Source organism: Oxynema mangrovii CENA135, assembly GCF_016632315.1.
Lineage (GTDB): Bacteria > Cyanobacteriota > Cyanobacteriia > Cyanobacteriales > Laspinemataceae > Oxynema > Oxynema aestuarii.
The window spans coordinates 3,355,227-3,379,286 of sequence record NZ_JAEOXH010000001.1; the positions used below are offsets into that span (position 1 = coordinate 3,355,227).

General features: G+C 49.6%; 20 protein-coding genes and 1 pseudogene. 14 read left to right on the plus strand and 7 right to left on the minus strand.

Annotated elements, in window-relative coordinates; genetic code table 11:
- Positions 1 to 342 precede the first annotated feature (342 nt).
- Positions 343 to 543, plus strand: coding sequence for a hypothetical protein (locus JJD41_RS13120; protein WP_168567757.1), 201 nt, complete (start codon positions 343 to 345; stop codon positions 541 to 543).
- Positions 544 to 629: 86 nt separating this feature from the next.
- Here the strand turns inward: JJD41_RS13120 and JJD41_RS13125 are convergent, their stop codons facing one another.
- Positions 630 to 1,670, minus strand: a complete 1,041-nt coding sequence (locus JJD41_RS13125; RefSeq protein WP_200666570.1) for a pentapeptide repeat-containing protein — start codon at positions 1,668 to 1,670, stop codon at positions 630 to 632.
- Positions 1,671 to 2,259: 589 nt separating this feature from the next.
- Between JJD41_RS13125 and JJD41_RS13130 the strand changes: the two genes are divergently transcribed.
- Positions 2,260 to 2,430 carry a hypothetical protein gene (locus JJD41_RS13130; protein WP_200666572.1) on the plus strand — a complete coding sequence of 57 codons (171 nt, stop codon included), beginning with the start codon at positions 2,260 to 2,262 and terminating at the stop codon, positions 2,428 to 2,430.
- A 34-nt stretch (positions 2,431 to 2,464) separates the two neighbouring features.
- Here JJD41_RS13130 and JJD41_RS13135 read toward each other — a convergent pair whose 3' ends face one another.
- Positions 2,465 to 2,992 (minus strand): hypothetical protein, encoded by a 528-nt coding sequence (locus JJD41_RS13135; RefSeq protein ID WP_200666574.1) that lies wholly within the window; start codon positions 2,990 to 2,992, stop codon positions 2,465 to 2,467.
- A 435-nt stretch (positions 2,993 to 3,427) separates the two neighbouring features.
- Here JJD41_RS13135 and JJD41_RS13140 point away from each other — a divergent pair, with 435 nt between their 5' ends.
- From JJD41_RS13140 to topA, 8 genes are all read left to right on the plus strand, one after another.
- The gene (locus JJD41_RS13140) at positions 3,428 to 5,122 is read left to right on the plus strand and encodes a glycoside hydrolase family 10 protein (protein ID WP_200666576.1); all 1,695 of its coding nucleotides are present in this window, start codon (positions 3,428 to 3,430) and stop codon (positions 5,120 to 5,122) included.
- A 324-nt stretch (positions 5,123 to 5,446) separates the two neighbouring features.
- Positions 5,447 to 6,175 carry an ATP-binding response regulator gene (locus JJD41_RS13145; protein WP_200666578.1) on the plus strand — a complete coding sequence of 243 codons (729 nt, stop codon included), beginning with the start codon at positions 5,447 to 5,449 and terminating at the stop codon, positions 6,173 to 6,175.
- A gap of 243 nt (positions 6,176 to 6,418) precedes the next feature.
- Positions 6,419 to 8,290: a putative bifunctional diguanylate cyclase/phosphodiesterase gene (locus JJD41_RS13150; protein ID WP_234488619.1), complete on the plus strand. Its 1,872-nt coding sequence runs from the start codon at positions 6,419 to 6,421 to the stop codon at positions 8,288 to 8,290.
- Between the two features lie 305 nt (positions 8,291 to 8,595).
- Entirely contained in the window at positions 8,596 to 9,699 is a 1,104-nt protein-coding gene (locus JJD41_RS13155) for a hybrid sensor histidine kinase/response regulator (RefSeq protein WP_200666580.1), read from the plus strand.
- A gap of 170 nt (positions 9,700 to 9,869) precedes the next feature.
- Positions 9,870 to 13,586, plus strand: coding sequence for a PAS domain S-box protein (locus tag JJD41_RS13160; RefSeq protein WP_200666582.1), 3,717 nt, complete (start codon positions 9,870 to 9,872; stop codon positions 13,584 to 13,586).
- Positions 13,587 to 13,715: 129 nt separating this feature from the next.
- On the plus strand, positions 13,716 to 15,308 hold the full coding sequence (locus tag JJD41_RS13165) for a hybrid sensor histidine kinase/response regulator (RefSeq protein WP_200666584.1): 1,593 nt from the start codon (positions 13,716 to 13,718) through the stop codon (positions 15,306 to 15,308).
- Positions 15,309 to 15,372: 64 nt separating this feature from the next.
- On the plus strand, positions 15,373 to 16,251 hold the full coding sequence (locus JJD41_RS13170; RefSeq protein ID WP_370583807.1) for a carbohydrate ABC transporter permease: 879 nt from the start codon (positions 15,373 to 15,375) through the stop codon (positions 16,249 to 16,251).
- Between the two features lie 156 nt (positions 16,252 to 16,407).
- Positions 16,408 to 18,633, plus strand: a complete 2,226-nt coding sequence (gene topA, locus JJD41_RS13175) for a type I DNA topoisomerase (RefSeq protein ID WP_200666586.1) — start codon at positions 16,408 to 16,410, stop codon at positions 18,631 to 18,633.
- 72 nt (positions 18,634 to 18,705) lie between these two features.
- Here topA and JJD41_RS24810 read toward each other — a convergent pair.
- Positions 18,706 to 18,828 (minus strand): annotated as a pseudogene (locus tag JJD41_RS24810) (type II toxin-antitoxin system HicB family antitoxin); the annotation flags it as partial.
- A gap of 268 nt (positions 18,829 to 19,096) precedes the next feature.
- On the opposite strand from JJD41_RS24810, the gene JJD41_RS13180 reads away from it, so the two are divergent.
- The gene (locus tag JJD41_RS13180) at positions 19,097 to 19,423 is read left to right on the plus strand and encodes a helix-turn-helix domain-containing protein (RefSeq protein ID WP_234488620.1); all 327 of its coding nucleotides are present in this window, start codon (positions 19,097 to 19,099) and stop codon (positions 19,421 to 19,423) included.
- A 249-nt stretch (positions 19,424 to 19,672) separates the two neighbouring features.
- On the opposite strand, the gene JJD41_RS13185 is transcribed toward JJD41_RS13180, so the two are convergent.
- From JJD41_RS13185 to JJD41_RS13195, 3 genes are read right to left on the minus strand one after another with little or no spacing between them, the layout of a single operon-like run.
- Positions 19,673 to 19,888, minus strand: a complete 216-nt coding sequence (locus tag JJD41_RS13185) for a hypothetical protein (protein ID WP_200666590.1) — start codon at positions 19,886 to 19,888, stop codon at positions 19,673 to 19,675.
- Positions 19,889 to 19,919: 31 nt separating this feature from the next.
- The gene (locus tag JJD41_RS13190) at positions 19,920 to 20,297 is read right to left on the minus strand and encodes a clan AA aspartic protease (protein WP_200666592.1); all 378 of its coding nucleotides are present in this window, start codon (positions 20,295 to 20,297) and stop codon (positions 19,920 to 19,922) included.
- A complete protein-coding gene (locus JJD41_RS13195) occupies positions 20,297 to 20,566 on the minus strand; it encodes a hypothetical protein (protein ID WP_200666594.1) in 270 nt (89 codons plus the stop codon). Before JJD41_RS13195 ends, JJD41_RS13190 begins: the two co-directional genes overlap by 1 nt.
- Before the next feature lie 251 nt (positions 20,567 to 20,817).
- Here JJD41_RS13195 and JJD41_RS13200 point away from each other — a divergent pair, with 251 nt between their 5' ends.
- From JJD41_RS13200 to JJD41_RS13210, 3 genes are all read left to right on the plus strand, one after another.
- Positions 20,818 to 20,973 carry a UPF0175 family protein gene (locus JJD41_RS13200; RefSeq protein WP_370583808.1) on the plus strand — a complete coding sequence of 52 codons (156 nt, stop codon included), beginning with the start codon at positions 20,818 to 20,820 and terminating at the stop codon, positions 20,971 to 20,973.
- 183 nt (positions 20,974 to 21,156) lie between these two features.
- The gene (locus JJD41_RS13205) at positions 21,157 to 21,402 is read left to right on the plus strand and encodes a hypothetical protein (protein ID WP_200666596.1); all 246 of its coding nucleotides are present in this window, start codon (positions 21,157 to 21,159) and stop codon (positions 21,400 to 21,402) included.
- A gap of 295 nt (positions 21,403 to 21,697) precedes the next feature.
- Positions 21,698 to 22,912 carry a hypothetical protein gene (locus JJD41_RS13210; RefSeq protein ID WP_200666598.1) on the plus strand — a complete coding sequence of 405 codons (1,215 nt, stop codon included), beginning with the start codon at positions 21,698 to 21,700 and terminating at the stop codon, positions 22,910 to 22,912.
- A gap of 105 nt (positions 22,913 to 23,017) precedes the next feature.
- Here JJD41_RS13210 and JJD41_RS13215 read toward each other — a convergent pair whose 3' ends face one another.
- Positions 23,018 to 24,019 carry a hypothetical protein gene (locus JJD41_RS13215; protein ID WP_200666600.1) on the minus strand — a complete coding sequence of 334 codons (1,002 nt, stop codon included), beginning with the start codon at positions 24,017 to 24,019 and terminating at the stop codon, positions 23,018 to 23,020.
- Positions 24,020 to 24,060: the final 41 nt, after the last annotated feature.

The window sequence follows — 24,060 nt, forward strand, 5'->3', positions numbered from 1 at the left end:
AAGTAAGTCGGTGCTTTGATAGGGACGCTCCGGATCGAAGCGATCCTCGGTTCTGTCGAAAATAAGGCGATCCCCTTTGAGAAAACCCCCCTGTTAAGCCATCTAAAGCGCCTTCGATGCGGCTGGGGCAACGATCCCCGCTTCTGATAGACCTTTGATTTGAGAAGCGGCGATCGCCCGTTCGGGATTGACTTTTTGCTCGACTACGATCGCGATCGCAAATTTTCGATGATAAGCATCACCCTATGGCAATGGGATTATCACAACGGATTGCTTTAAAATCCTTCATACTAGTCAATAAGGAGTTACAATCAGCACCAGAGGGATCGAGCAGGCAATCAAATGATCATTCAAGGAAACTTTTACAAGTTAACGATTTCAGAAATTTTTTGCGAAATTTGGCGATCGGGGGAAATCACCCATCTGGAACGATGGGGTCTGATGTCCGCTTTACTCAAGGGATCTCTCAGTCGAGAAGAAATGGAGACCATTAACCGCCTCATCCATGCCGTTCGTCGCGGATGGTTGCGAGTGGTCGATTGAACGAGCGAGTTTAGCAGGCGCGCCTCGAGCGTCCGCTCGTCGCCGGGTCGGTTATTGTTTGAACGCCGACTTACCCGGAGGGCTTGTCACTTGCGGACTTTTCCGTTCGGCTGGATGACCCCGGAAAGCTTGGCGCCGCGTAAATTCGGCTGGACGATATTTGCTTTCGTCAAATTCGCCCCACTCAGGTTCGCCTCACTCAAGTTCGTATGCATCAAATGCGCTCCAGTCAAGTTCGCTGCGGTCAAATTGGCTCCCGCGCAATTCGCTTGAATTAAATAAGCTCCAGTGAGATTGGCGACGCTTAAATCGGCTCCTTTCAAAATCGCTCCGGTCAGCAATTTGCCACTCAAATCGACACCGCTCAAATCCGTATTGCTCAAGTTCGTCCCGCTCAATTGCGTCGCATCTAAGCACGCTTGTCGCAAATCGACCCCGGTTAAATTGGCTTTGCTTAAGTTGGCCCGGGTCAGATCGGTTTCGCTGAAATCCGCTTGGCTTAAATCGGCCCAATTCAAATAAGCTTCTTGGAAATTCGCCTGTTTCAGCGAGGCTCCGGTCAAGTCTGCTCGGCTCAAATCCGCACGGGTCAGCTTGCACTGTTTGAGTTTGGCTCCCGTTAAATTGGTCTCGACTAAGGTCGCGTCACTCAAATCCGCTTTGTTCAAACTGCATTGTGCTAATGTGGCTTGTTTTAAATTCGCTCCGCTTAAATTGGCTCCGATTAAATAAGACCGACTCAGTTGCGCTCCTTCTAAGACGGTGTGGCTCAAATTTGCCCCACTAATATCGGCTTGATTTAACAGTGCCCCGGTGAGGTTGGCTCCACTCAAATCGGCCCAATTGAGGTGCGCGCCAATTAGATTGGCTCCACTTAAATTGGCTCCACTTAAATTGGCTCCACTCAAGCTCGCTCCACTCAGATTCGCACGGCTGAGATTGGCTCCTCTGAGATCGGCTTTACTCAACCCCGCACCCCCCAGATAGGCTCCGGTTAAGTTGGCTCCTTTGAGGTCTACTTTACTCAGGCTGGCTCGACTAAAATCCCGAACGCCATCGGCATACTGCACGAGGAGTTCATCTCGGGTCAAACTCGGTCTGGGAGTGGTGATTAAGTCAGCCTTCATAATTAAGCACGGGTTTATATAGTTTTTTTTAGTTTTCTGTTCAGATCTTACAGAACTTTACTATTTATGCAAAACCGAATTTTCCCTGAAGTTTAGTTAAGTATTATGAAGGAGGCAATTGTTTCTTTATATTTTTTTTAGATTTTAGGGCTTCGGGAAGACCAGTGGCGAGGAGCTGGAGAGGGATCGAGAAATCGCAAAAAAGTAGTTTTTTGGAGTGCGAAAAATCAAGGACGAACAGAAACAGTTAAGCCGGAGGGGGAGGGATTTCGATTGAGGGTCGAGGGAGCGGGCGATCGCCTCATTTTCCCCTCAACCGCCTATCTTAGTTCAATTCGAGCGATCGGCGTTGATGGGTCAATCCCCCTCTACGCCGGAAAGTCGCTCTAGGTCTGTAAAAGAACGGCTCGGGCGATCGCCTTCGAGCGCCCGTCGGCTAGGCGAAGCGAATGCTAAAAGTTAGTGAAAACTATTATTTTTGAAGAGAATAGTTTTCCAGGCGATCGCCTTTTGAAGGGAAAAAATATCCCCTTCACCGATCGCAAGACACTCGCGACTGTATGGGGAGTTTTCGACGAGTCGATCGCGATTGTCAAAAGCGGGTAACATTACGGATGGAAGCGCGATCGCCCTGGCGGGATTTACGGGGAAATGGGGGTCGGGATGGAGTCGTCACCCCCTCGGTCTGCGGTTTGGCAAGGTGGTGACGGAATGGCCAAAAATTGCAGCACGAATTCCCTATTTTCCGAGCGGTCATTAGGAGTTTATAGGAAGGAAAAGGGGGAGTCAGTCCGTCAGGTCCTCGATCGCAACGAGCAAGGCGAGGAAGTAGGGCTTAAAGAGGGCGAAGGGGAGGATTTGTCGGCGACGTCAAAACGAATGGTTCCCCCACAGTAATTTTTAAAATCGGGAGCGCAATGAATTAGTTCTCGGATGACACGATCGTCAACCCACAAGACCAAGGGGAAGTGAAAGAACTTGACAAATAAATGCCGGGAAAGATTGGTGGCTTTCAAGACGCGATCGAGGGCTTGAACGGCGTTTAAACCAAATACCATTAAGGTTTGGGGTTGGCGATCGCGCAGGAGGGTGGCAATCGTCGTGTAAAGGGTTTGAATGTCCGAGGAAAGCACGATTCGTTCCGGTGGATTCGGCAAACTGCTATTGAGTCGGTTCGCGATTTGCTGTTGTAAATGGGGACAGTTGCAAGAAACTAAAATCAGAGAAAACTCGCCCTGGGAACCGGAGATTGCACGATGAAGGGTGACGAGCGATCGCTCGTTCTTGGCTCCTAAATTGTCTGGAGAAGAAGGGCTAGTCATGGACTGAATGGCTCCGAGCCATGGCGGCTCGTGTTCTCGCGATCGATTTGAATGAGGTTCGAGGGAGTCGCCCGAGAAAATTGGGAGAGGGAGTGGAGCAACTCCGTGTTTGCAGTTGAGGATCTCGTCAGAATTGAAAAAGACGTAATTTTTTTATAGTCTCTTTATTTTGGAGTAAAAATTGTGAAGATTCCGTGAGGAACGAGCAAGCACTCACGAAAGTAGAGAGAAGGGTTAACCCTCGATGGGGGTACGGCGATCGCCGCGAAAGGGATGAGGAGCCTGGGATAGGGATCGAGGGTCGGCGGTTCGGGGCGGGCTAGGGTCGGGCCGAGGCTTTACAATTTCTTTATAAGGCTAGAGTGCTTGCGCGATCGAAACGGCAAAGCTATCTTAAGTTTGTGCGATCGCCATTATGAAGAAGGAAAGTAAAGAATGGCTGGAGAATTCCGGGACATTCAAGGCCATTGGGCGGCAGCGTGCATTCAGCAGCTCGCCAGCCGGGGAATTGTGGCTGGATATCCCGATCGAAGCTTTCGACCGGACAATCCCCTGACGCGAGCAGAATTTGCAGTTTTATTGCAAAAAGCGTTTCCCGGAGTGGGGAGATCGCGTCCGGGGCGGAATTTTGCCGACGTACCCTCCCATCACTGGGCCGCCGGGGCGATCGCCAACGCCGTCGAAGCCGGGTTTATGAGTGGCTACCCGGAAGGGCAGTTTAAACCGAACCGCCAGATCGTGAGGGTCGAGGTGTTCGTAGCGATCGCCAGTGGATTGCAGTACCTGGCGAGTCATTCGGCGACGGTCACCGTCAATCGCACCTTTATCGATGCGGCGCAGATTCCCGAATATGGAGTGCGCGCGATCGCCGCCGCCACGGAAAATGAAATCGTCGTCAACTATCCGAACGTGCGCCAACTCCATCCCAAGCGGGCCGCCAGTCGGGCGGAAGTGACGGCGATCTTGTGTCAGGCGATCGCCGACGGCAGCGGAGGATCCCCGGTGCCGAGTGCCTACGTCGCGCGAGTGCGTTCCCAAGAGATTCGAGGGGTGTGGTTGACTAACATCGATAGCGAAGCGATGTTTTCCCGCGATCGGCTCAAATTTGCCCTGGAACGACTGGCAAACCTTCACTTCAACACCGTTTATCCCAACGTTTGGAGTTGGGGGTATACTCTATATCCGAGTCGTCTCGCCGAGCGAGTCGTCGGCTTTCCCCACCATCCGGCGCCGTGGCTGCAAGGGCGCGACCTGCTCGCGGAAATGGTCGAAGAAGGACACCGAGTGGGGTTGACGATCGTTCCTTGGTTTGAATACGGATTCATGATGCCCCCGGATTCGGTACTGGCGAGGCGACATCCCGAGTGGATCGCGCGGCGGCGCGACGGGAGCGATCGCGTCGTCGAGTCCGGAGTCGAACGGCTTTGGCTCAATCCCTGGCACCCGCAAGTGCAAGAATTCATCCAAGGGTTGATTCTCGAAATTGTCGGCGATTATGCCGTCGATGGGATTCAGTTTGACGACCATTTCAGCATTCCCGTCGATTTAGGGTACGACGAGTATACAGTCCAACTTTACCGCCAGGAGCACTTGGGACTCGCCCCGCCAGACAACCCCAACGATAATAATTGGATTCGGTGGCGATCGCACAAACTGACCGAATTTATTCGCCAGATTTACAAAGCCGTCAAAGAACGGCGACCGTCGGCGATCGTTTCCCTGTCGCCGAATTATCAAGATTTCGCTTATAAGTTCTACCTCCAAGACTGGCGGACTTGGCAGCGTTACGGCTTTGTCGAAGAATTAATCTTGCAAGTTTATCGCGACGCGATCGACAGTTTTACCGCCGAACTGCAGCGATCGGAAGTGCAACTCGCCCAACGCAACATCCCCGTAGGGGTGGGAATTTTAGCCGGACTGCGAACTCGTGGGGTGCCGATCGAACAGATTCAAACCCAAGTGCAAGTCGCCCGCAATTTGGGATTTTCCGGGGTATCGTTCTTTTTCTACGAATCCTTATGGAATTTTGCCCCAGAATCCCCGGCAGATCGGGCCGTCGTGTTGAAAAAATTGTTTCCCTCCAAATTGTCGCGTCCTGAATTAGGGACGGGGTGGGAACCGTCCGTCTGAAAAAACCGCGATCGCGATCGTTGCCGTCAACTTTACAATTGAAAGAGGAACCGATCGCCCGTACTTCGGTAGATGCCAGCCTTCAGTCAAACCAGCCCAGCCACGGAGTCGGGGGAAGGCGATCGGAGGATAAGCGATCGAGCGGCGATCGCGCGGGGGTTGCTAAGATTTTCTCAAAGCGGTGCAAACTTAAATGCTCGGTAATACTCGCGCAATCATTAAAGATCGCTAAGATTAGTGTCGCTAAGATTACCGGGTCGATGGAGACATCTTCCTCAAACCCATTGATTGCGATCTGCCGACCGAGCCACTAGAGGGTCACTCATGAAAATCATTTTAGTTATTGAAGACGAAACCGCAGTTTTAACAAATATTCTCGAAATTCTCGAATGCGGCGGCTTTAAAGCGATCGGCGCCGAAAACGGGCAAATCGGCGTTCAACTGGCCAAAGAAAATCTGCCCAACTTAATTTTATGTGACATCATGATGCCCGTCCTCGACGGTTACGGCGTACTCAACGAACTGCGTCAAGATCCGGCCACCGCAACGATTCCGTTGATTTTCCTGACCGCCAAAGCCGAAGCCCAGGATTTGCGAGAAGGGATGAATCTCGGAGCCGACGATTACCTGACCAAACCCTTTCGGCGAAAGGATTTGCTCGAAGCGGTCAATACCCGCCTCGCCAAACAAGCCGCCGTCATGCAGCAGTACGATCGCGAGCGCCAGCGCGCCGAAGGACTGCAGAGTAAAATGCTCGAACTCGAAGAGCTGACCAATACGAAAGAAGGCTTGTTGATGAAGTTGATCGAGGATTTACGCAATCCGCTCTCCAAGATTAACTTGGCGATTCACATGTTAAAAAATATGCCTGCCGGAGCGTCGCGCGATCGCTATTTAGAAATCCTGCAAGAAGAATTCAACCGCGAAATTTCCCTGATCGAACAAGTCTCCGACTTGCAAGAACTGTTAACCGTAGACAATTTTAAATTGTTGCGTCAGTTTAACTTGCTCGGCGGCAATCTCAACGATCTTCCCCCGCAAAAAAATGAATGAGTCCGAGCCGCTCGTCGATTATTCTGGAATAAACTGCCCGTGGTTAGAGATCGAGCAGCCCGCAGTGCGGTTGGCAACCGCTTCACCCTTGTGGCGCCAACCGAGACGGCTGGCAATCGCCCGTGCGGGGTGGCACGAGCGCTCCTCTCCCAGGCGTTAAACGGCAGTGAGCGAGGGGACTCCTCCCGAGTTCGTCGCTCCCGTGCGCGCGAGATCGAGATCTGAGTTGAAATTCCCCCAGCCATGAGATCTAGTGAAATTGCGGCCTCTTACTTGCAACCTAAATCGATGATGAAAACAATTTTGGTGATAGAGGACGAGGAATTTGTCCGAGCCAACATTCTCGAAATCCTTGACTCGATGAACTTCGAGACCCTCGGTGCTGAAAATGGCAAAATTGGGGTAGAACTCGCGCAACAACACCTTCCGGACTTGATCTTGTGCGATATTAAAATGCCCGAACTCGACGGCTACGGGGTTCTGACCGAATTGCGTCAAGATCCGACAACCGCCACAATTCCCTTTATTTTTTTAACGGCGAAAGCCGAAGTCGCCGACCTGCGCCAGGGAATGAATCTCGGAGCGGACGATTATTTAACTAAACCCTTCCGACGGGCCGAATTGCTCAGTGCGGTGTCGGTGCGCCTGGAAAAACAGGCGGCGATGCAACAGCGCTACAGTCATGAAAAACAAGAACTGATCGCCTCCTTGCAGCAAGTCAAAGCGCGACTGAATGACTCGGTGCACTACGATCCGCTCACCAAATTGCCCAATCAACTGCTGTTGCGCGAACAGTTCGATCGCATTGAAACTCAAGCCGAGCGAGGACAACAGCCGATCCCGATTCTTTATATCGGTTTGGATCGCTTCAGCCGGATCGTCGAAACTTTGGGTCATGCGTTAAGCGATCGCCTCATTCAAGAAGTTGCCCGCCGCCTACTCAGTTGTGTCAATCCCGACGATACCGTCGCCCACCTCAACGGCGAACGCTTCGCGATCGTTCAATCTCCCTTCAGTCAAAACGTTCGCCCGAATTCCCTCGGAAGCGATCGCCTCGCCAATGGGGACGCGCGCCCCTGTTTGCCCTTGGTCGAACACATTCTCGAAACGATGGCCCGTCCGTTCTTGTTAGACCGTCACGAGATTTTTATGACCGTCAGTATCGGTATAGGGATTTATCCGATTCACGCCCGCGATATCGACAATTTGATGAAGCGCGCCGGAGCGGCGATGTCGCGGGCGCAACAACTCGGCGGCAATCAATATGAATTTTATAACCCGTCGTTGACCGCTCACGCGATCGCCGATTTGAATTTAGAAACCAGTTTGCGCTACGCCTTGGAGCGATCGGAATTTCTAGTTTACTATCAACCCCAAGTCGAACTCAAAACTGGAAAAATTGCCGGAGCGGAAGCCTTAGTGCGCTGGCAACATCCCGAAAAGGGCTTGGTGTCTCCGGGAAAATTTATTCCCCTCGCGGAAGAAATTGGCTTGATCGTTCCCATCGGACAGTGGGTTTTACAAACCGCTTGCAGCCAAATTCAACAGTGGCAAGCACGGGGCTTGTTTGAGGGCAGATTGGCGATCAACCTCTCGATCCGGCAATTCAACCAGCCGGATTTAGTGCCGAAATTAGCAGAAATTTTAGAGACGACCGGGTTAGAACCTTCTACGCTAGAAATTGAAGTTACTGAAAGTCTTTTAGTTCAAAATATTGACAATACGATCGCCAAATTAAAGGCGATTAAAGCTTTGGGAATGACGATCGCCCTCGACGATTTTGGTACTGGGTATTCCTCCCTGAGTTACTTGCAACAATTCCCCTTCGATATTTTAAAAATCGATCGCTGCTTCGTGCGCAACTTACCCGAAGATCGCAAAAATGCGGCGATCGCCACTGCCATTTTGCAGATGGCTCACGGACTCAATTTAAAAGTAGTGGCCGAAGGTGTAGAAACTTATCAAGAATTATTGTTTTTATACGGCCAAGAGTGCGATACTTTACAGGGCTATTTATTCAGCCCTCCAATTTCCACCAGCGAGTTTGAAACCCTACTGAGGACGGGCAAAAAACTCAAGCTTCCCGAAACCGACGACTACCTTCCTTCTTATTGAAGCCGTTCTCGTTCGCCGGGGACGGACGGGTTTGCAGGTGGGGGAGCGAAACTGGGGGTCAAAACTCTTGCTATATTGAGATCGAGCGGTCAAAAGGGGCGATCGCCCACTCGTGCTTTCCTCTTGTAGGGGAGTCCACTGCACCTTTGCAAGATCCAGCTAAGCTCGACGTCGGACGGCAATTAGACCCTCGAATGGAGCAAGACCTCCACTTTAAAAGCCAAGTGAATCACCTTTATTTCAAAAGGTTTATTCAAAAGGTTTAGCTTAAGTGCGAGCGATGGATAAAATACTCGTCGTAGAAGATGAAGAAGATTCTAGTCATTGAAGATGAAATGTCGGTGCGCGATAACATCGTCGAACTGCTCGATGCGGAGAACTTCGAGACCGTTGCTGCCGAAAATGGCGTGGAAGGGGTCAAGCGGGCGCGCGAAGAGTTGCCGGATTTGATTTTGTGCGACGTGATGATGCCCCACCTCGACGGCTATGGGGTGTTGGAAGCGTTGCAAAGCGATCGCGCCACCGCGACGATTCCCTTTATCTTTTTAACGGCGAAGGCGGAGAAGGCGGATACCCGCAAGGGGATGGAGTTGGGGGCCGACGACTATCTGAGCAAACCATTTACAATCGACGAATTACTCGGGGCGATCGCCACCCGCTTGCAAAAACAAGCGACCATTGCAGAGCAATCCCAACAAAAACTAGAGGAATTGCGCAATACGATCGCCCTGTCCCTTCCCCACGAACTGCGGACCCCGATCAACGGCATTTTAGGCTACGCCCAACTGCTCGCGGAAGACTACGAAGATCTCGATCGCGAAGAAGCGTTAGAGATGTTGGAAGGTATCCAAGTTTCGGCGAAGCGACTGCACCGACTGGTACAAAATTACTTGTTATATGCCGAAATCGAGATCGTCGCCCGAGACCCGCAACGCTTGCAATATTGGATGAATAATATCGGCGCCCACAGCCCGACGGAGATCGAACGGGCGGTGCGATCGAAACTGGTGGAGGCGGGACGAGAAGGCGACCTCTCCCTCGATCTCGAAACGGCATCGATTGCGATTTCGGCAGTGCACTTGCATAAAATCGTCGAAGAATTAATTGATAACGCCTGTAAATATTCCTCTCCCGAGACCCCGATTCGCGTTGTCGGACGCAAACAAGAACCCACCGACTACTACTTGAGTATTGTCGATCGTGGGCGGGGGATGAGCGCCACCCAGATTGCCAATGTCGGCGCCTACATGCAGTTCGAGCGCAAACTTTACGAACAACAGGGATCCGGGCTGGGATTGGCGATCGTGCGACGGTTGAGCCAACTCTACGGGGGCGACCTCAAACTCGATAGCGTTCCCGACGGCGAAACGACGGCGACGGTGCGCCTGCCCTTACTAGAATGGATGTAAATGCCGCGATCGCGGCAGTGCCAGTGCGACGATCGGGCCGGTTCGCGTTCGATCCGTGGGGTTTCCGGCGATCGCCGGATCTCGGGAACACAATCCCCACCCCTCGACCCTCAGACCAAATTTTATCAAAAAAACTCCGATGAAAAACGCCCGATCGCTCTAACAGGACGATGGTTCTAGAGTTCACCTCCCCTTTAGCGGCAGTTTTGGATCGTCATCCCCTGGCGGTACGTCCGGAAACTCCCCTCACACAAGCCCTCGCCCTCATGCACCGGGGGCGGGTCAGCTACCTCGCCGTCGTCGAACCGTGGGGCCAGGGTGGGGGAGGCTCCTTGCAACCCGGTCAGCCTTTGCAATGGTTGGGGGTGTTCGCCGAAAGTGAGGCGGTGCGCCTGCTCGCTGAGGAGCGGGACTTGGCGGCGCTCACCCTCGGCGACGCGACCCAGTGCCTCGGAAACGCGGTGAAAGCGACGGAAAGCCTCGATCTGGCGAGGGCGATCGCCCTTCTCTACCAGCAGCGCTTTACCCCGCTTCCGGTCAACAGTGCCACGGGTCAGCTCCTCGGGGCGATCGCCCCGGAAAGTCTCGCCCGCGCCCTTCATGTCACGCCGACCTTGCGCGATCTCCCGGTGGCTTCCTTGGGGCCGATCCCTGCCGTCGCCATCGATCCCCGGGACTCGTATCGGGTCGCCGTCCGACAGATGGCGCGGGCAGGTCGTACCAGCGTGCTGTTAGCCCGCGCCGGAGAAGCGATCGCCACCGTCGCCGCAGCCGACGCGATCGCCGCCTGGGCCTGGGCAATTGATGCCGATCGCCCCCTGGAGGCTCAAGCGTGGACCGCGCCCGTGTGCTGTCGGCAGGAGGATTCCTGGTGGACCGCCTACCAGTTAATGCAATTCCATCACGTCCGCCATTTGGCCGTTAAAGACCCGAACGGGGCGATCGTCGGCCTGCTCGACCTCACGGACCTGCTCGCCAGCCTCAGCCCCGAAGCCTTGCACCTGGCGATCGCCCCTTGGTCGCGCTCTGGCGTAGCGCTTCCCTCTCGCTCCGAAATTGGTCGCGATCGCTCCACCCCCCCCTTAAAAACCGTCGTCGAACAACTGCGCCTCGAAATCTTTCAGCGCCAGGTCGCCCAAAAGTTACTGCATTTCAGCGAAGAACGCTTTCGTCAGGCGATCGAAACCATGGCCGATTGGGTGTGGGAAATGAACGCCCAGGGGGTTTACACTTACGCCAGCCCGCGCATTCGCGATATTTTAGGCTACGAACCCGCCGAAATCGTCGGTACGACCGTATTCGACACCATCGATCCGGCCCAAGTGGAGGCGTATCGGGAAACCTTCGAGCGGTTTTGGCGCGATCGCCGCCCGTTCGAGTTGTTGAAACGCACGGTCCGCCACCGAGGCGGTCGTCGGGGGATCCTCGAAAGCAGTGGGGTTCCCCTGTTTAGTGCCGACGGCGAATTCCGGGGCTATCGCGGCGTGGATCGCGACATCACGGAACGAGAACAAGCTCGCCAAAAACTCGAACAGCTCAATCAAAGTTTGGAAACTCGGGTGCGCGAACAAACTGCCGAACTGCGCCAGGTGGTCGAGCAATTACAAGCAGAAATTGCCTGCCGGGTTCAAGTCGAGTCGGCGTTGCGCGAGAGCGAACGACGGCTCGAAAATATCCTCAATTCTCTCAATGACGTGGTCTGGTCCGTCTGCGCTCGAACTCACCAGTTACTTTATCTCAATCCGGTGACCGAGGTGGTGTTCGGGCGTACCTGTCGGGAATTTTTAGAGTGCCCCGATCGATGGCTGGAAGCGGTCCATCCCGCCGACCGCGATCGGGTGCGGGCCAATGCCGAGCAAATGTTGACCCTCGGCTGGAAAGACCTCGAATATCGGATCGTGCGACCGGACGGCGAAGTGCGCTGGCTTCACGATCGCGGTCAACTCTCGTTCGCAGAAGACGGTCAACCGTTACGCATCGACGGGATCGCCCGCGATATTACCGATCGCAAGCAGATCGAAGCGGCTCTATCCCAAACCGAACGCCGTTTTCGCGCCATTTTCGACCAGACGTTCCAGTATATGGCCGTGTTGACCGTCGAGGGAGCGATTTTGGAGGTCAACCAAACGACGCTGGATTTATTGGGTATTTCTGCGAGGGAGGCGATCGGCTGTTCGTTTTGGGACGGGATTCGCGGCAATTTGGCGGGGGATCTCCCTTCCCCCTGCTGGTCCGAGGCGACTGCCGCCCAAATCCACTCGGGGATCGTGGCGGCGGCGCGGGGGGAGTTCGTTCGCTGCGAAATTGAGGTGACGACCGAGGGCGATCGCCGAATCACCTTAGATATTTCGATCGAGCCGATTCGCGACGATCGCGCCCGGGTGGTGCAATTGATCTTGGAAGGGCGCGATATCAGCGATCGCAAGGCGTTGGAACGGGAACTGGCCCAGCGCGAACAGTTACTGCACTCGTTTTTTACGGCGATCGGTCAAGTTTACGTGGGACTGTCTTTGCAAGATGAGCGACTGCGTTATTTACAAGTCAATCAAGCTCTCGCCGACATCCACGGCGTCCCCGCGCGCGAGGCGATCGGCAAAACGGACCGCGAGATCTTCCCCGCCTGGGCCGATCGCGTGGTGCCGTTGCAAGAACAAGTGTTGCACTCCGGGGAACCGTTGTTGAATTTGGAGCTGTCTTTTCCGACCCGGGCGCGTCCCCAAAAGATGCGCCATTGGATGGTGTACTATTTTCCGGTACCGTTGAATGAGGGCAGCCAGCGAGGGGTCGGCACCATTATTCTCGATATCACCGAACGCCAACAAGCCGAACAAGACCTGCGGGCGATTCGAGAGCGACTCGAACACCTGTTGGCGGTCAATCCGACGGTGGTTTACAGCGCTGAAAGTTCGCCGCCTTACGCCACGACGTTTATTAGCGAGAATGTCACGCGACTGCTCGGTTACGACTCCCAAGACTTCTTAGAAAATCCCGCGTTTTGGGTCGATTGCGTTCATCCTGACGATGCGGGTAGCTTTCGGGATGCTTTAGCTAGGGTGGGACGTTCGGAAGCGATCGTCGTCGAATATCGGTTTCGCCGTCGTCATGGCAGTTACTGTTGGGTGCGCGACCAACTGCGCCTGATTCGCGGCGATCGCCGTGCAGAAATTGTCGGCTGTTTTTATGACATTACCGAAAGTAAAAAAGCTGAGGCGCGCTTGAAAGCCTCTTTACAAGAAAAGGAAGTGCTACTTAAAGAGATTCACCACCGGGTTAAAAATAACCTTCAAGTCATTTCCAGTTTGCTCAATCTCCAATCTAGAACTCTTGGGGATCCCCAAACCCGCCAATTATTTTATGACAGTCAAAATCGCATTCAGTCGATCGCTTTTATCCATGAAAAACTCTATCAATCTCAAGATTTAGCCCGGGTGGATTTCAGTCAATATATCAAAACACTAACAAACCACTTGTTTCGTTCTTACGGCGCCAATATCCAACGGGTTTCCCTTAAAATTAATATTCATGACATCTTTCTCAGTGTCGATGTAGCAATTCCTTGTGGACTAATTGTGAACGAATTGGTATCTAATGCCCTCAAGCATGGCTTTCCCGGCGATCGCACGGGGGAAATTTGGATCGCGTTATTTGACGAGTCCGCTTTGTCGAATTCCAGTCCATCTAGGGTCCCCCTCCACCGTACCGATCCCCAAATGATTTTGACCGTGGGGGACAATGGGGTCGGTTTACCGCAGGAGTTGAGTTTGGGCAACACTCAATCGTTGGGAATGCAACTGGTCAATACCTTAGTCAAGCAACTCAAAGGAAGCATGGAGTTGCTCGCCGAACCAGGGACGGTGTTTCGTATTGTCTTTCCCGTCCCCCACTAGCACGCTTCCCTCCCGTCTGCATCGCCAAGCGACTTCAGACTGGAACGACCGACCCCCCCATCGCCCCGGCTGCCCGTGGCATCCGAAGCCTGGAGTTCTTTTTGTAACCGCCCGAGGGAGGCAAAAGTAATGGCCAACGAGCAGATTTTGGTAGTCGAAGATGAAGGCATTGTCGCCCTTGATATTCAAAGTATGTTGGAAGATCTCGGATATCAAGTTCCCATTACGGTAGGATCGGGCGAGGAAGCCCTCGCCTCGATCGCCGAAAATCGACCGAATTTAGTCTTGATGGATATTAATTTGGACGGCGAAATCGACGGCGTAGAAACTGCCGAACAAATTCGCGACCGCTACAATATTCCGGTGGTCTATTTGACCGCCTACAGCGACGACGATACCCTGCAACGGGCAAAGTTGACCACGCCTTTCGGCTATTTGGTCAAACCTTTGGAAGCCCGCAGCTTGAAAACGACGATCGAAATGGCGATTTATCGCCACGAACTCGAACAAGAATTGAAGCAGAGTAAAGAATGGTTTGCGACGACTTTGCGTTCGATTGGCGATGCGGTGATTGCCACCGACGAAAGTCGTAAAATTGCTTTTCTCAATACGATCGCCGAACAGTTGACCGGATGGAGTCAAAATGAGGCGATCGGTCGCGAAGTTTCCGAAGTGTTGTACTTGATCGACGAAGATCGAGGCGTCGCGATCGGCGATCCCGGTTTGGCCTTTTTTTCCGGGCAATTAGCTGGAGAAACGATCGACGAAGCGGTTTTAGTCGCCAAGCAAGGACGCCATATTCCGATCGAAAATACGGTGACGCCGATTACCGATCGCAACAATCGCACGATTGGCGTCGTTTGGGTGTTTCGCGATATCAGCGATCGCAAACAAGCCGAAGCCCTCGAAAAAGACCGCATTCGCTTGGAAACGGAAGTAAAACAACGCTCGATCGCCGAAGCGGAAATTCGCCGTTCTCTCGAACTCGAACGCCAGTTAAGCGAACTCAAAAGCCGTTTGATTGCTAATGTTTCTCATGAATTTAGAACCCCGTTGAGCGTCATTCTCTCGTCGAGTGAGCTATTGCAAACCTACAGCGATATTTGGTCGGAAGAAAAAAAAAATAGCCACTTTCAACGGATTAAAAGCGCGATCGATTACATGACCAAACTGGTCAGCGATGTTTCCGTCATCGGTCAAGCCGAAGCCGGGAAACTCAGCATCAATCCCGTTCCCCTAGAGTTGGTTCAATTTTGCCGCGATTTAGTCGAAGAACGTCAAATTACCGCAGGCGATCGTTATCAAATCTCTTTTGAAACCAACCGCGATCGCCTTGAAGTGACCATCGACGATAAAATTCTCGAACATATTTTACTCAACCTGCTCTCCAACGCCCTCAAATATTCCCCCGAAGGCGGTCGAATTGAGTTCAAACTCACGTTAAAAGAGAGCGAATCTACTCCAGAGGAATCCCCTCACGAGGCGATCGTCATCAGCATTCAAGACCCCGGAATTGGCATTCCCCCCGAAGATCTCCCCAACCTCTTCAAATCCTTTCAACGGGCCACCAACGTCGGTACGATTCGCGGAACCGGATTGGGTTTGTCAATCGTTAGAAAATGTGTAGACTTACTCGAAGGTCAGATCGAAATTAAAAGTGAAATTGGTCGCGGAACGACGGTCACGGTCACCCTACCGCGATACTGCAAACAATCGTCCTAGCCAACTCTGTTTCCTCTCTATTGACTGCTCTCAACCACTTTCATCTCTTTCCCTAATTCTTGCCGTGGAAAACCGCAAAATTATTCCCTATTTATTCCTCTTTCCTGCTTTAACTATCTTAGGACTCACTGTTTTTTGGCCTGCCTTGAATGCGTTTTTCTTAAGTTTTACTCGCTACGAGTACGACCTCACCCAAGCCCCTCAATGGATCGGCTTCGCCAACTTTCGCAAGTTGCAATCCGACCCGGTTTTTTGGAAAACTGTCGGTAATACTTTTATCTATCTCGTCGGCGTCGTTCCCGTACTCGTGGCAGCCCCGTTAGCTTTGGCAATTTTAGTCAATCAAAAACTACGCGCGATCGGCTGGTTTCGCGCGGCTTATTACACCCCCGTCATTATTTCTCTCGTCGTCGCCGGGATTGCCTGGAAATGGCTTTATGCCGAAAATGGTTTCTTCAATCAACTGCTAAAAATGAGCGGTTTGAGTTTTATTTTTGGCGAAAGTATTCCCTGGTTAACCAGTCCCAACTTGGCTATTTTTAGCGTGATGGTCGTCACGATTTGGAAAGGATTAGGCTACTACATGGCCATTTATTTAGCGGGATTGCAGTCCATTCCCGGGGAAGTTTACGAAGCTGCCGCGATCGACGGTTCCGACGGTATCCGCAAGCATTTTGATATTACCGTCCCTTTAATGCGCCCTTATTTATTCTTAGTCGCCGTTATTTCTTCAATTTCAGCTACCAAAGTATTTGAAGAGGTCTACATCATGACCCAAGGCGGTCCGCGCAATAGTTCTAAAACGATCGTTTATTATTTATATGAAAAAGCATTCACTGAATTGGAAATCGGCTACGCTTGCACGATCGGCTTGATGTTATTTTTATTTATTTTTGCTTTATCTCTATTACGATTAGTTTTTACCGTTAACAATGAATCTTAATTCAAATAGCAATTCTTAAAACACTCCAGTTCATCCACGCCCCCTGTCGTTACCGCACAAGCAGGAATCTTACAACCCACGATAGACCTAAGAAAATTTAGAAGTATTATAAAATCTAAAATCTAAAATCTAAAATCTAAAATCTAAAATCTCCCAATGAATCTGTTATTAATCGAATCTCCCGGAAAAATCAAAAAACTCAGCCAAATTCTCGGATCGGGGTGGCAAGTCAAAGCGAGTATGGGACATGTGCGCGAACTCGCCAACGACGGCGAAGATGCGTTAGGTTTTGATTTGATCGGCGATCGCGTCAAATGTCGCTACACGGTCAGGAGCGATCGCGCCCAAAAAACGATCGCCGACCTGCGCCAAGCCGTCGCCCGTGCCGATACTGTGTATATCGCCACCGACCCCGATCGCGAAGGCGAAACCATCGGCTGGCATTTAGCTCACGAACTACACCTCCGCCGTCCCTATCGCGTGACTTATACAGAAATTACCCCCGCCGCCGTCAGACGGGCGATCGCCCATCCCCGCCACCTCGATCGCGATCTGGTCGCCGCCGGACGTGCCCGGGACTGCCTCGACAAACTCGTCGGCTACAAAGGCAGCAAACACGTCGTTTGGGCGCTCAAGATCGGCGCTAAATCGATGGGGAGAGTACAAAGTGCGACCCTCCATTTACTCTGCCAGCGCGAAGCCGAAATTCAAGCCTTCGTTCCCCAAGATTATTGGTCCTGCTGGGTCGAATACGCCGAAGGATTCAAAGCCTTTTATCGCGGCGACGCCGACGCCACCAGCGACGACGAAGCCAACCCATCGGACGACGCCGAAGATCGCAGTCAAAAAGCGCCCGAATCTCAAAAAGTTCTCTCACAAGCAGAAGCCGATCGGATCGTGGCGATCGCCCGTCGCGAATCTCACCAAGTTCTCCGCATCCACAAGCGCAACACCTCCCAATCCCCCCCGCCACCGTTCATCACCTCCACCCTGCAACAAGCCGCAGGCGCCAAATTACGCCTCAGTCCGGATAAAACCATGAAGGTCGCCCAAGCTCTTTACGAAGCCGGACATATTACCTACATGCGAACCGATTCGATCTCACTTTCTGCCGAATTTCAAGCCGCCGTGCGCGACTACCTGCAACAACACGACCCCAGCAACGTGCCGGACAAAGTGACTCGATACCGCTCAAAAGGTAACGCCCAGGAAGCCCACGAAGCCATTCGCCCCACTCACGTGACCCGCACTCCCGAGGCATTAGGGCGGGAAGTGAGCCGCGAAGAAGGCCAACTTTACCAGCTCATCTGGAATCGCGCCGTCGCCTCTCAATGTCGTCCGGCGCAACTGGCGAAAACACGCATTCTTAGCCAATCCGGGCCGTTATTTTGGGAAGCACGCGGCCAGGTCGTGACTTTTGCAGGATATACGAAATACTGGAACAATATCAGTGAAGATACTCGGTTACCGAATATCGAAGCCCGCCAGAATCTCACGTGCAAACGAGCTGGAGCAGATAAAAAACGAACCCAACCGCCACCGCGTTATAGCGAACCGAAATTAGTTCAGTTGATGGAACGCAAGGGAATCGGGAGACCGAGTACCTATTCCCCGACAATTAAGACGTTAAAAGAGCGAAAATACGTCAGTTTGACGAAAGGAAAATTACAACCAACGGATTTAGGAATGGAGTTGGATGGGGTATTAGCGAAAGTTTTGCCAGATTTAATCGAAGCAAATTTTACCGCAAAAATGGAGCGAGATTTAGATGCGATCGCCGATGGAAAATTAAACTGGGAAAGCTATTTAACCGGATGGAATCGAGATTATTTTTATCCTGCTTTAATTAAGGCAAAACAGGAGATTAAGCAGTTCGTTCCCACCCGCGTTTCCGAACAAAAGTCCGGTCATCGTTCTGCAGTCAAAACTGAAGCGACTGAGGTAGTTTGTCCGCAGTGCAAACGGTTTATGACTAAGGTTTTTTCGCGATCGCCCAAACTCAAAGCCGACCATTTTCTCAGTTGTAGCGATCGTGAGGGAGGATGCGGAACGGTGATGTTTTTAAATGTTGCTACTATGCAATACGAACTCCCTTATTCCCAGCGAAAACCAGATCCGACGAAGTTAACCGAGCATCCTTGTCCTCAATGCGGAAAACTGTTAGAACGTCACGAATACACTCGCGAAGGACAGCAGAAAGTCATGTTGCGCTGTTCCAATCCCAAAACCCGCCGGGACAAATGTAAAGAGGTTGCTTTTTTTAAAACCAAAACGGACAATTGGTGGTCGCCGAAGTGGGGAGAATTGGGCAGTCCGACGGCAAAAACGGCGAAGAAAACACCCCGCAAACAACGGCGAACCTCTCGGGGGCGATCGAAATAAACAAGCTTTTTTACTGTTTATAAAACACCAAAGTAGGGTGGGCAGAAATTTGCCTATCCTACTGATAGCTGTATCTTGTAAATTCTGCATGACCTCTTCCAAGGTATCGCCTTCGGTAATGCAACCGGGAAGGGCTGGTACTTCTGCTTAAGAACCCCCTTCTTCTGCTGGATGAATAATGGCTTTAATTTTCATAAACTTCGCTTCATCACAAGTTAAATGTAGTCTAGCAGGATTCAGGGATTGACATGATATGCCAAAACTAGCATAATTGAGGCATGAGTGAATTACTAAAACCAGTTGAGTGGGTTGGCAGTTCTCCTGACAATTTAAATTTCCAGAGGAGGTTCGGCAAGGTCTTGGTTATGCGCTATATCTGGCTCAATGTGGTGAAAAGCACCCGTTTGCGAAACCACTTAAAGGCTTTAAGTCAGAAAATTACATCAATTAGTAGGAAGAACAGATGATGAATCAACCCATTCAAGTCCAAGCAGGCAGTGCCAATGTGTTCGCAGATTTAGAGTTAGAAAATTCTGATGAATTACTGGTCAAGGCAGAACTTGCCCGGAGAATTAGTGGTATTATCGCCGCCGAAAATATGACTCAAACTGAGGCGGCAAAAATGTTAGGGATTGACCAGCCTAAAGTGTCGGCATTAGTGAATGGCAAGCTATCGGGTTTTTCCACTACTCGGTTGTTTCGTTTTTTAAATGCGTTTGGTCGAGATGTGGAAATCGTGGTAAAACCCAAGTCTTGCCCAGAAGCTCAAACACGAGTGGTTGCTTTGTAATGTACAGAGAAACCGGGTTTCTAGTGAAATCTTGGTTGGGATACATAAACCCATCAGACGCAATTTTTGAGCTAACCACCGCCAACCGATCGCCCTGACAATGCGATCGCCTCTTTCTTTCTTGATAAAATTAACCTGGGAATTTTTTTACCACAGAGACACAGAGAACACAAAGAAGAGATTTTCAAGGAGGGCGATCGCAAGCGCGAGGAGGAATGTAACGAGGGAGATCGCTCCTAACTATGGCTTCTAACTGTGGCTGTTTTCCTTTACTTCATCACCAAGATATCGTCCACTCCACCGGGTTTTGAGACCGGGTTTGCGCGACAAAGTAACAACTTCTCTGCCGCTTTCGGCTTGCTTTTTGCGGAGGTCTTCAAATATGGCATTCAAATCATCGTTGAAAGACTTGGCATAGGTTTCACGAATTTGGTGAATTTCTTCGACAATTTCATCTTTCCACATGGACTAATCTCCCATTCGTTTTAAATAGGTATTAGACTGGGGTAACTTTGCTGAGTTCAACCAAACCCCCCGGAAAAACTTGCACCACTAACTGATAGCCATTCATCAGGGACATCCCTACAAGTGGTTCCGAATCAGCTTCATCGACTGGAATGGTTAGAAGCTCTCCATCCCAAACTAAAATGGCTTCATAGATGTTGAAGATACATTCACTCCCATCCCCAAGAATGGCTCTTCCTCTTCTTTTCCATCTCAGATTCAACTGAGCGATTAAATCCGGAGGTAATGACAACCAACCATTAAAACCTGTATCCACAATCGAATTTTGTGTGTAAATTTTGCCATCACCGCCATAGACTGAGAGGGGAATAATTGGTTCAAAATCTCTATTAATGATTCCGGTAATCATCAGGTTCTCTTCGTTCGTCCGCCAAAACGACGCACATAGCCCGAACCGATTCGTACAATCCAGATTTGAGCATCAGGGTGAGTGGCTTCAAGGCGATCGCAGGCGGCAATTTCACTAGCATCAACTTCAAAATCTCCAGTTTCTAAATCGATCGCCACAATCTTGCCATCATTACCTGCCTCTACTTGTGGGCGAACCCGAGATTCATAAATTTCATCCCCAAGGCGAGCGAATTCCTCTTTACTGTAGCGGGGTTGTTTAGTAGTCATAGCTTTAACTTGCTTAAAATGGCACTAACTGATAAAAATATGGATTGGCTCTTTATTATACCGCATTCATTGAAACGATACGAGGGGAGAGGATAATAGGCGATCGCTCTTACTTGTACCTGAGAAACCGGGTTTCTAGTCAAATCTTAGTAAAGATACAGAAAGCCTAAAAGAAACCCGGTTTCTGTATGTTCGCACCTCCCGGTGCTGCTAAGATTTAAGCAGGAGACTTAAACCCAAGAGAGATAACCATGAGTTTAGTGATTTCCGATGAGCTAGTAAAGGCGAGTGGGTTTTCAGAAAATGAGTTATTTTGGGAAATTGTGCTGATGTTGTTTCAGCAAGATCAAATTAGTTTGGGGAAAGCGAGTGAGTTATTGGGGCTGCATCGGATGCAGTTTCAATAACTGATTGCTGAGCGAAGTCTCTGCGTCCACTATGATATCGCTGAGTTTCAGGAAGACCTCAAGACTTTAGAGGAAACGGAGTAGTGATGATTGTTTTCATCTTCTACATCTCATGCATGAATCGTTTTAGCATGTGCTGCACTGAGTTGTTAGATTGGCATAGAATTGTTTTAGGTTGAGTTGATGCCACGAAACCCGATCGGGATAATGGGGCGATCGCAGTTTCATAGATGCGATCGCGCTTTGGAAGCGGGAAATCATGGAAAAATCGTGGCCATTGATATTGAAACGGGCATTTTTGAGGTGGCAGACGACATTTTGACCGCCAGCGATCGCCTATTTGAACGACTGCCTGATGCTCAACCTTGGATTGTGCGGATAGGCAGCAGGGCCGTGCATCGTTTTGGCACACAGAACATCAGAATGTAATTCTCATACTTGTGAAGTACGCAAACTCTGTCATTCCCGTGAAAACGGGAATCCATCAAACCGGGCAGCATCAGTGACCATTTAAATCATGCCAGCAATCAGGTGCGATCGGCTTAGTCGGATAAGGTGCTGATATAATAGAGCTATATTTTCGAGTTGAGAAGGACACAATCAACCTCACTATCCCTCTAGAAGCGCCATAAATATTACAGGATTTCGCATTTTTGTCTGATCTGGATTGATTGCCCCGTTTCAAATTTTCACCTGATTCGTTGTTGACAAGATTAACCAAACCATGAAAATTCAAACAGTAATTACTGGGTTAATTCTGGGGTTTTTATTAGGATGTGGCGAAAGTAAGCAGGATGCACCGATAAGTCAGCCGACTCCCACCCCCCCAGTGCAGCCAACTAATATCTTTGATAGTGTTTCTTTTCCCCAGGATGCTTGTGGTGACAATTTGCCAGAAGACCCGCAGGCTTATCCGGTAGATTTTTATCCGGTTTATATCGATTACAGTGAAAGTAATTTACAAGCGGTGAAATCTAAGTTTTGCCGGGATGCTTTGAAAAAGTATAGGGAAGCGAAAGGCAAAGATTATATTCAAGTTGCCTCTTTTGTGGGTGAAGAACGAGCCAATCAGTTTAAAAAGTTGATGCAGCAAGAGTTGGGTAGTGGAGAGATTGGAGAAGCTACTGTTATAGAAGCTCCTTTAAGCAATAGAGAAGTTTTTCCCAAAGAATACTGCGGAGATAATCCGCAAGATATTAAGAGCTATCCAACTTATATCTACCCAGTTTTTACTTGGGCAGAAGATATTGATAACATAAAGTTGCAATTGTGTCAGAATGCTCAAATAGGTCAAGCTCCTTCAGAATATCGTAACCCTTATGGTAGGAACAGGGAAGCAGTAGTATTAGGATATTTTTTCAGTCAAAAAGCGGCGCTTTTGCTTAAAGATGAAATCGGAAATCGTCTAGATAACATTCAAATAGGCAATCCTTATAAAATTACATCAAACCCTTCTGAATTAGGTAGGTTAGCCAAGTTGACTGATTCGCAAACTCAAGATTTGCTCAGTTTTGCTAAAAATAACCGTTACCAAAAAACCTTTAAAATTATTTTGCCAGCTTATATACCCGATGGTTATAAAGTCGCTAAATTTAACGTTTACGAGGGACTGGGTGGACCAGTGTATCATATAGAATATCAAAACTCAAATAATTCTTGCTTTAGTATACATGGCAGTTCAGGAGGTTGGGGTGGCGCACCAGAAGATTATGAACGAGTTGAAGTTTTGTCTTCAGCTTTAGGAAAAGTAGTTTTAGGAAAAACAGATTTTGATCGTTATTATAACATGGCACAAATAAACTTAGTTATTGAGGCTGGCTTGTTAATTAACCCACAAAGATATTCATTCTCAACTTCTTGGAAAGCTAATTCTTGCACTCCTGTTCAAGTTCAAGAAGCAGTGAAAATTGTTGAATCTTTTCAATACTTAAATCCTTAAGGAATTAAAGTAACTATATTTTGTTAACTTTTAATGCCAGTCAATTATTCATCAGTGGTGAAAATAACAACAACTAAGATTATGAAAAAAATGCTAATGATTTGCTTATTGAGTGGGATTTTCGCCGGATGTGGTGCCACTCAGCCCAAAATCGCCACGTCTTAAGGGATGATTTAGATACTGCAAAGATTCAACGACTTTCGCAGCCTCATTCATGCTGAGTGTAGTCGTACAACCTGGATTCTCTTGCTTAAGGACTGAACCAAAACTATATAAAATTTTGGTCGGAATTATTCCACTTTTTTGGATTGGTTCTATACTCATCCAAGGGGGCTGGTTTTCTCTATCAGATTTGGCATACATAATAGTAACGTCTCCTAAAGCTGGTGCGTAAACTTCAAGAGTTTCAATGTCTCCAACACCAGCGCCACCTCTCATTGACGTACCAGAAACTTTAAAACAGGAGCCTAATGAATTACCGTATGAAACACGATAGTAAATATGCGAATCATTGATAGTAAATACTAAATCATTTATTTTGAATCCAGGAGGAATGTAGGTAGGAACGATCGCATTTAGCTCTATATTTTTAGGATTCTGTTCTAAAAAATTGATGAATTCTGAAAACTGTTCAGAGTTAATGAGTTGAGAAGCTTCTGCTACGCTAGAAAAAGAAGGAGGTTTTTTCTTTATAGTTATTGGTATTTCCACCGATGCAGTACCAAAATCTCGTTGGATCAACTCTGCCATCTGATTTGCTCGCTCTAAATCGGTAAAGTACACCACATGATATATTTCTGGAATTCTATTGCCAGCACTACTTTTTGGACTGACAGCATTTTTGCATACTTCAGATTTAATCAGATTAAATTTTGAATAATCTTTGACATACACTCGATGAACGGTGATTGGGTAGGCTTGAGAATCTTTGGGGAGTAAATCACCGCAAATTTCTAACGCGAAATTAGAAAAAGACAATTCATGCTCATCAGATACGTCAGTGTTAACCTGATTTTCACCAGAACTCAAAATCCCATTAAAGTTGCACCCAGAAAGTAAGATGGCAATAAAAAGTTGAGCTATTCCAAAAATAAGAGTGTTTTTCATAAGTTGTAATTGAACTGATTTGAAAATACCTGATTAGACTC

Excerpts from the sequence above, each read along its gene's own strand:
- JJD41_RS13120 (WP_168567757.1), top strand. The coding sequence starts at position 343 with ATGATCATTCAAGGAAACTTTTACAAGTTAACGATTTCAGAAATTTTT.
- JJD41_RS13125 (WP_200666570.1), bottom strand. The coding sequence starts at position 1,670 with ATGAAGGCTGACTTAATCACCACTCCCAGACCGAGTTTGACCCGAGAT.
- JJD41_RS13135 (WP_200666574.1), bottom strand. The coding sequence starts at position 2,992 with ATGACTAGCCCTTCTTCTCCAGACAATTTAGGAGCCAAGAACGAGCGA.
- JJD41_RS13140 (WP_200666576.1), top strand. The coding sequence starts at position 3,428 with ATGGCTGGAGAATTCCGGGACATTCAAGGCCATTGGGCGGCAGCGTGC.
- JJD41_RS13145 (WP_200666578.1), top strand. The coding sequence starts at position 5,447 with ATGAAAATCATTTTAGTTATTGAAGACGAAACCGCAGTTTTAACAAAT.
- JJD41_RS13150 (WP_234488619.1), top strand. The coding sequence starts at position 6,419 with ATGAGATCTAGTGAAATTGCGGCCTCTTACTTGCAACCTAAATCGATG.
- JJD41_RS13155 (WP_200666580.1), top strand. The coding sequence starts at position 8,596 with ATGAAGAAGATTCTAGTCATTGAAGATGAAATGTCGGTGCGCGATAAC.
- JJD41_RS13160 (WP_200666582.1), top strand. The coding sequence starts at position 9,870 with ATGGTTCTAGAGTTCACCTCCCCTTTAGCGGCAGTTTTGGATCGTCAT.
- JJD41_RS13165 (WP_200666584.1), top strand. The coding sequence starts at position 13,716 with ATGGCCAACGAGCAGATTTTGGTAGTCGAAGATGAAGGCATTGTCGCC.
- topA (WP_200666586.1), top strand. The coding sequence starts at position 16,408 with ATGAATCTGTTATTAATCGAATCTCCCGGAAAAATCAAAAAACTCAGC.
- JJD41_RS13180 (WP_234488620.1), top strand. The coding sequence starts at position 19,097 with ATGATGAATCAACCCATTCAAGTCCAAGCAGGCAGTGCCAATGTGTTC.
- JJD41_RS13185 (WP_200666590.1), bottom strand. The coding sequence starts at position 19,888 with ATGTGGAAAGATGAAATTGTCGAAGAAATTCACCAAATTCGTGAAACC.
- JJD41_RS13190 (WP_200666592.1), bottom strand. The coding sequence starts at position 20,297 with ATGATTACCGGAATCATTAATAGAGATTTTGAACCAATTATTCCCCTC.
- JJD41_RS13195 (WP_200666594.1), bottom strand. The coding sequence starts at position 20,566 with ATGACTACTAAACAACCCCGCTACAGTAAAGAGGAATTCGCTCGCCTT.
- JJD41_RS13200 (WP_370583808.1), top strand. The coding sequence starts at position 20,818 with ATGAGTTTAGTGATTTCCGATGAGCTAGTAAAGGCGAGTGGGTTTTCA.
- JJD41_RS13205 (WP_200666596.1), top strand. The coding sequence starts at position 21,157 with ATGCCACGAAACCCGATCGGGATAATGGGGCGATCGCAGTTTCATAGA.
- JJD41_RS13210 (WP_200666598.1), top strand. The coding sequence starts at position 21,698 with ATGAAAATTCAAACAGTAATTACTGGGTTAATTCTGGGGTTTTTATTA.
- JJD41_RS13215 (WP_200666600.1), bottom strand. The coding sequence starts at position 24,019 with ATGAAAAACACTCTTATTTTTGGAATAGCTCAACTTTTTATTGCCATC.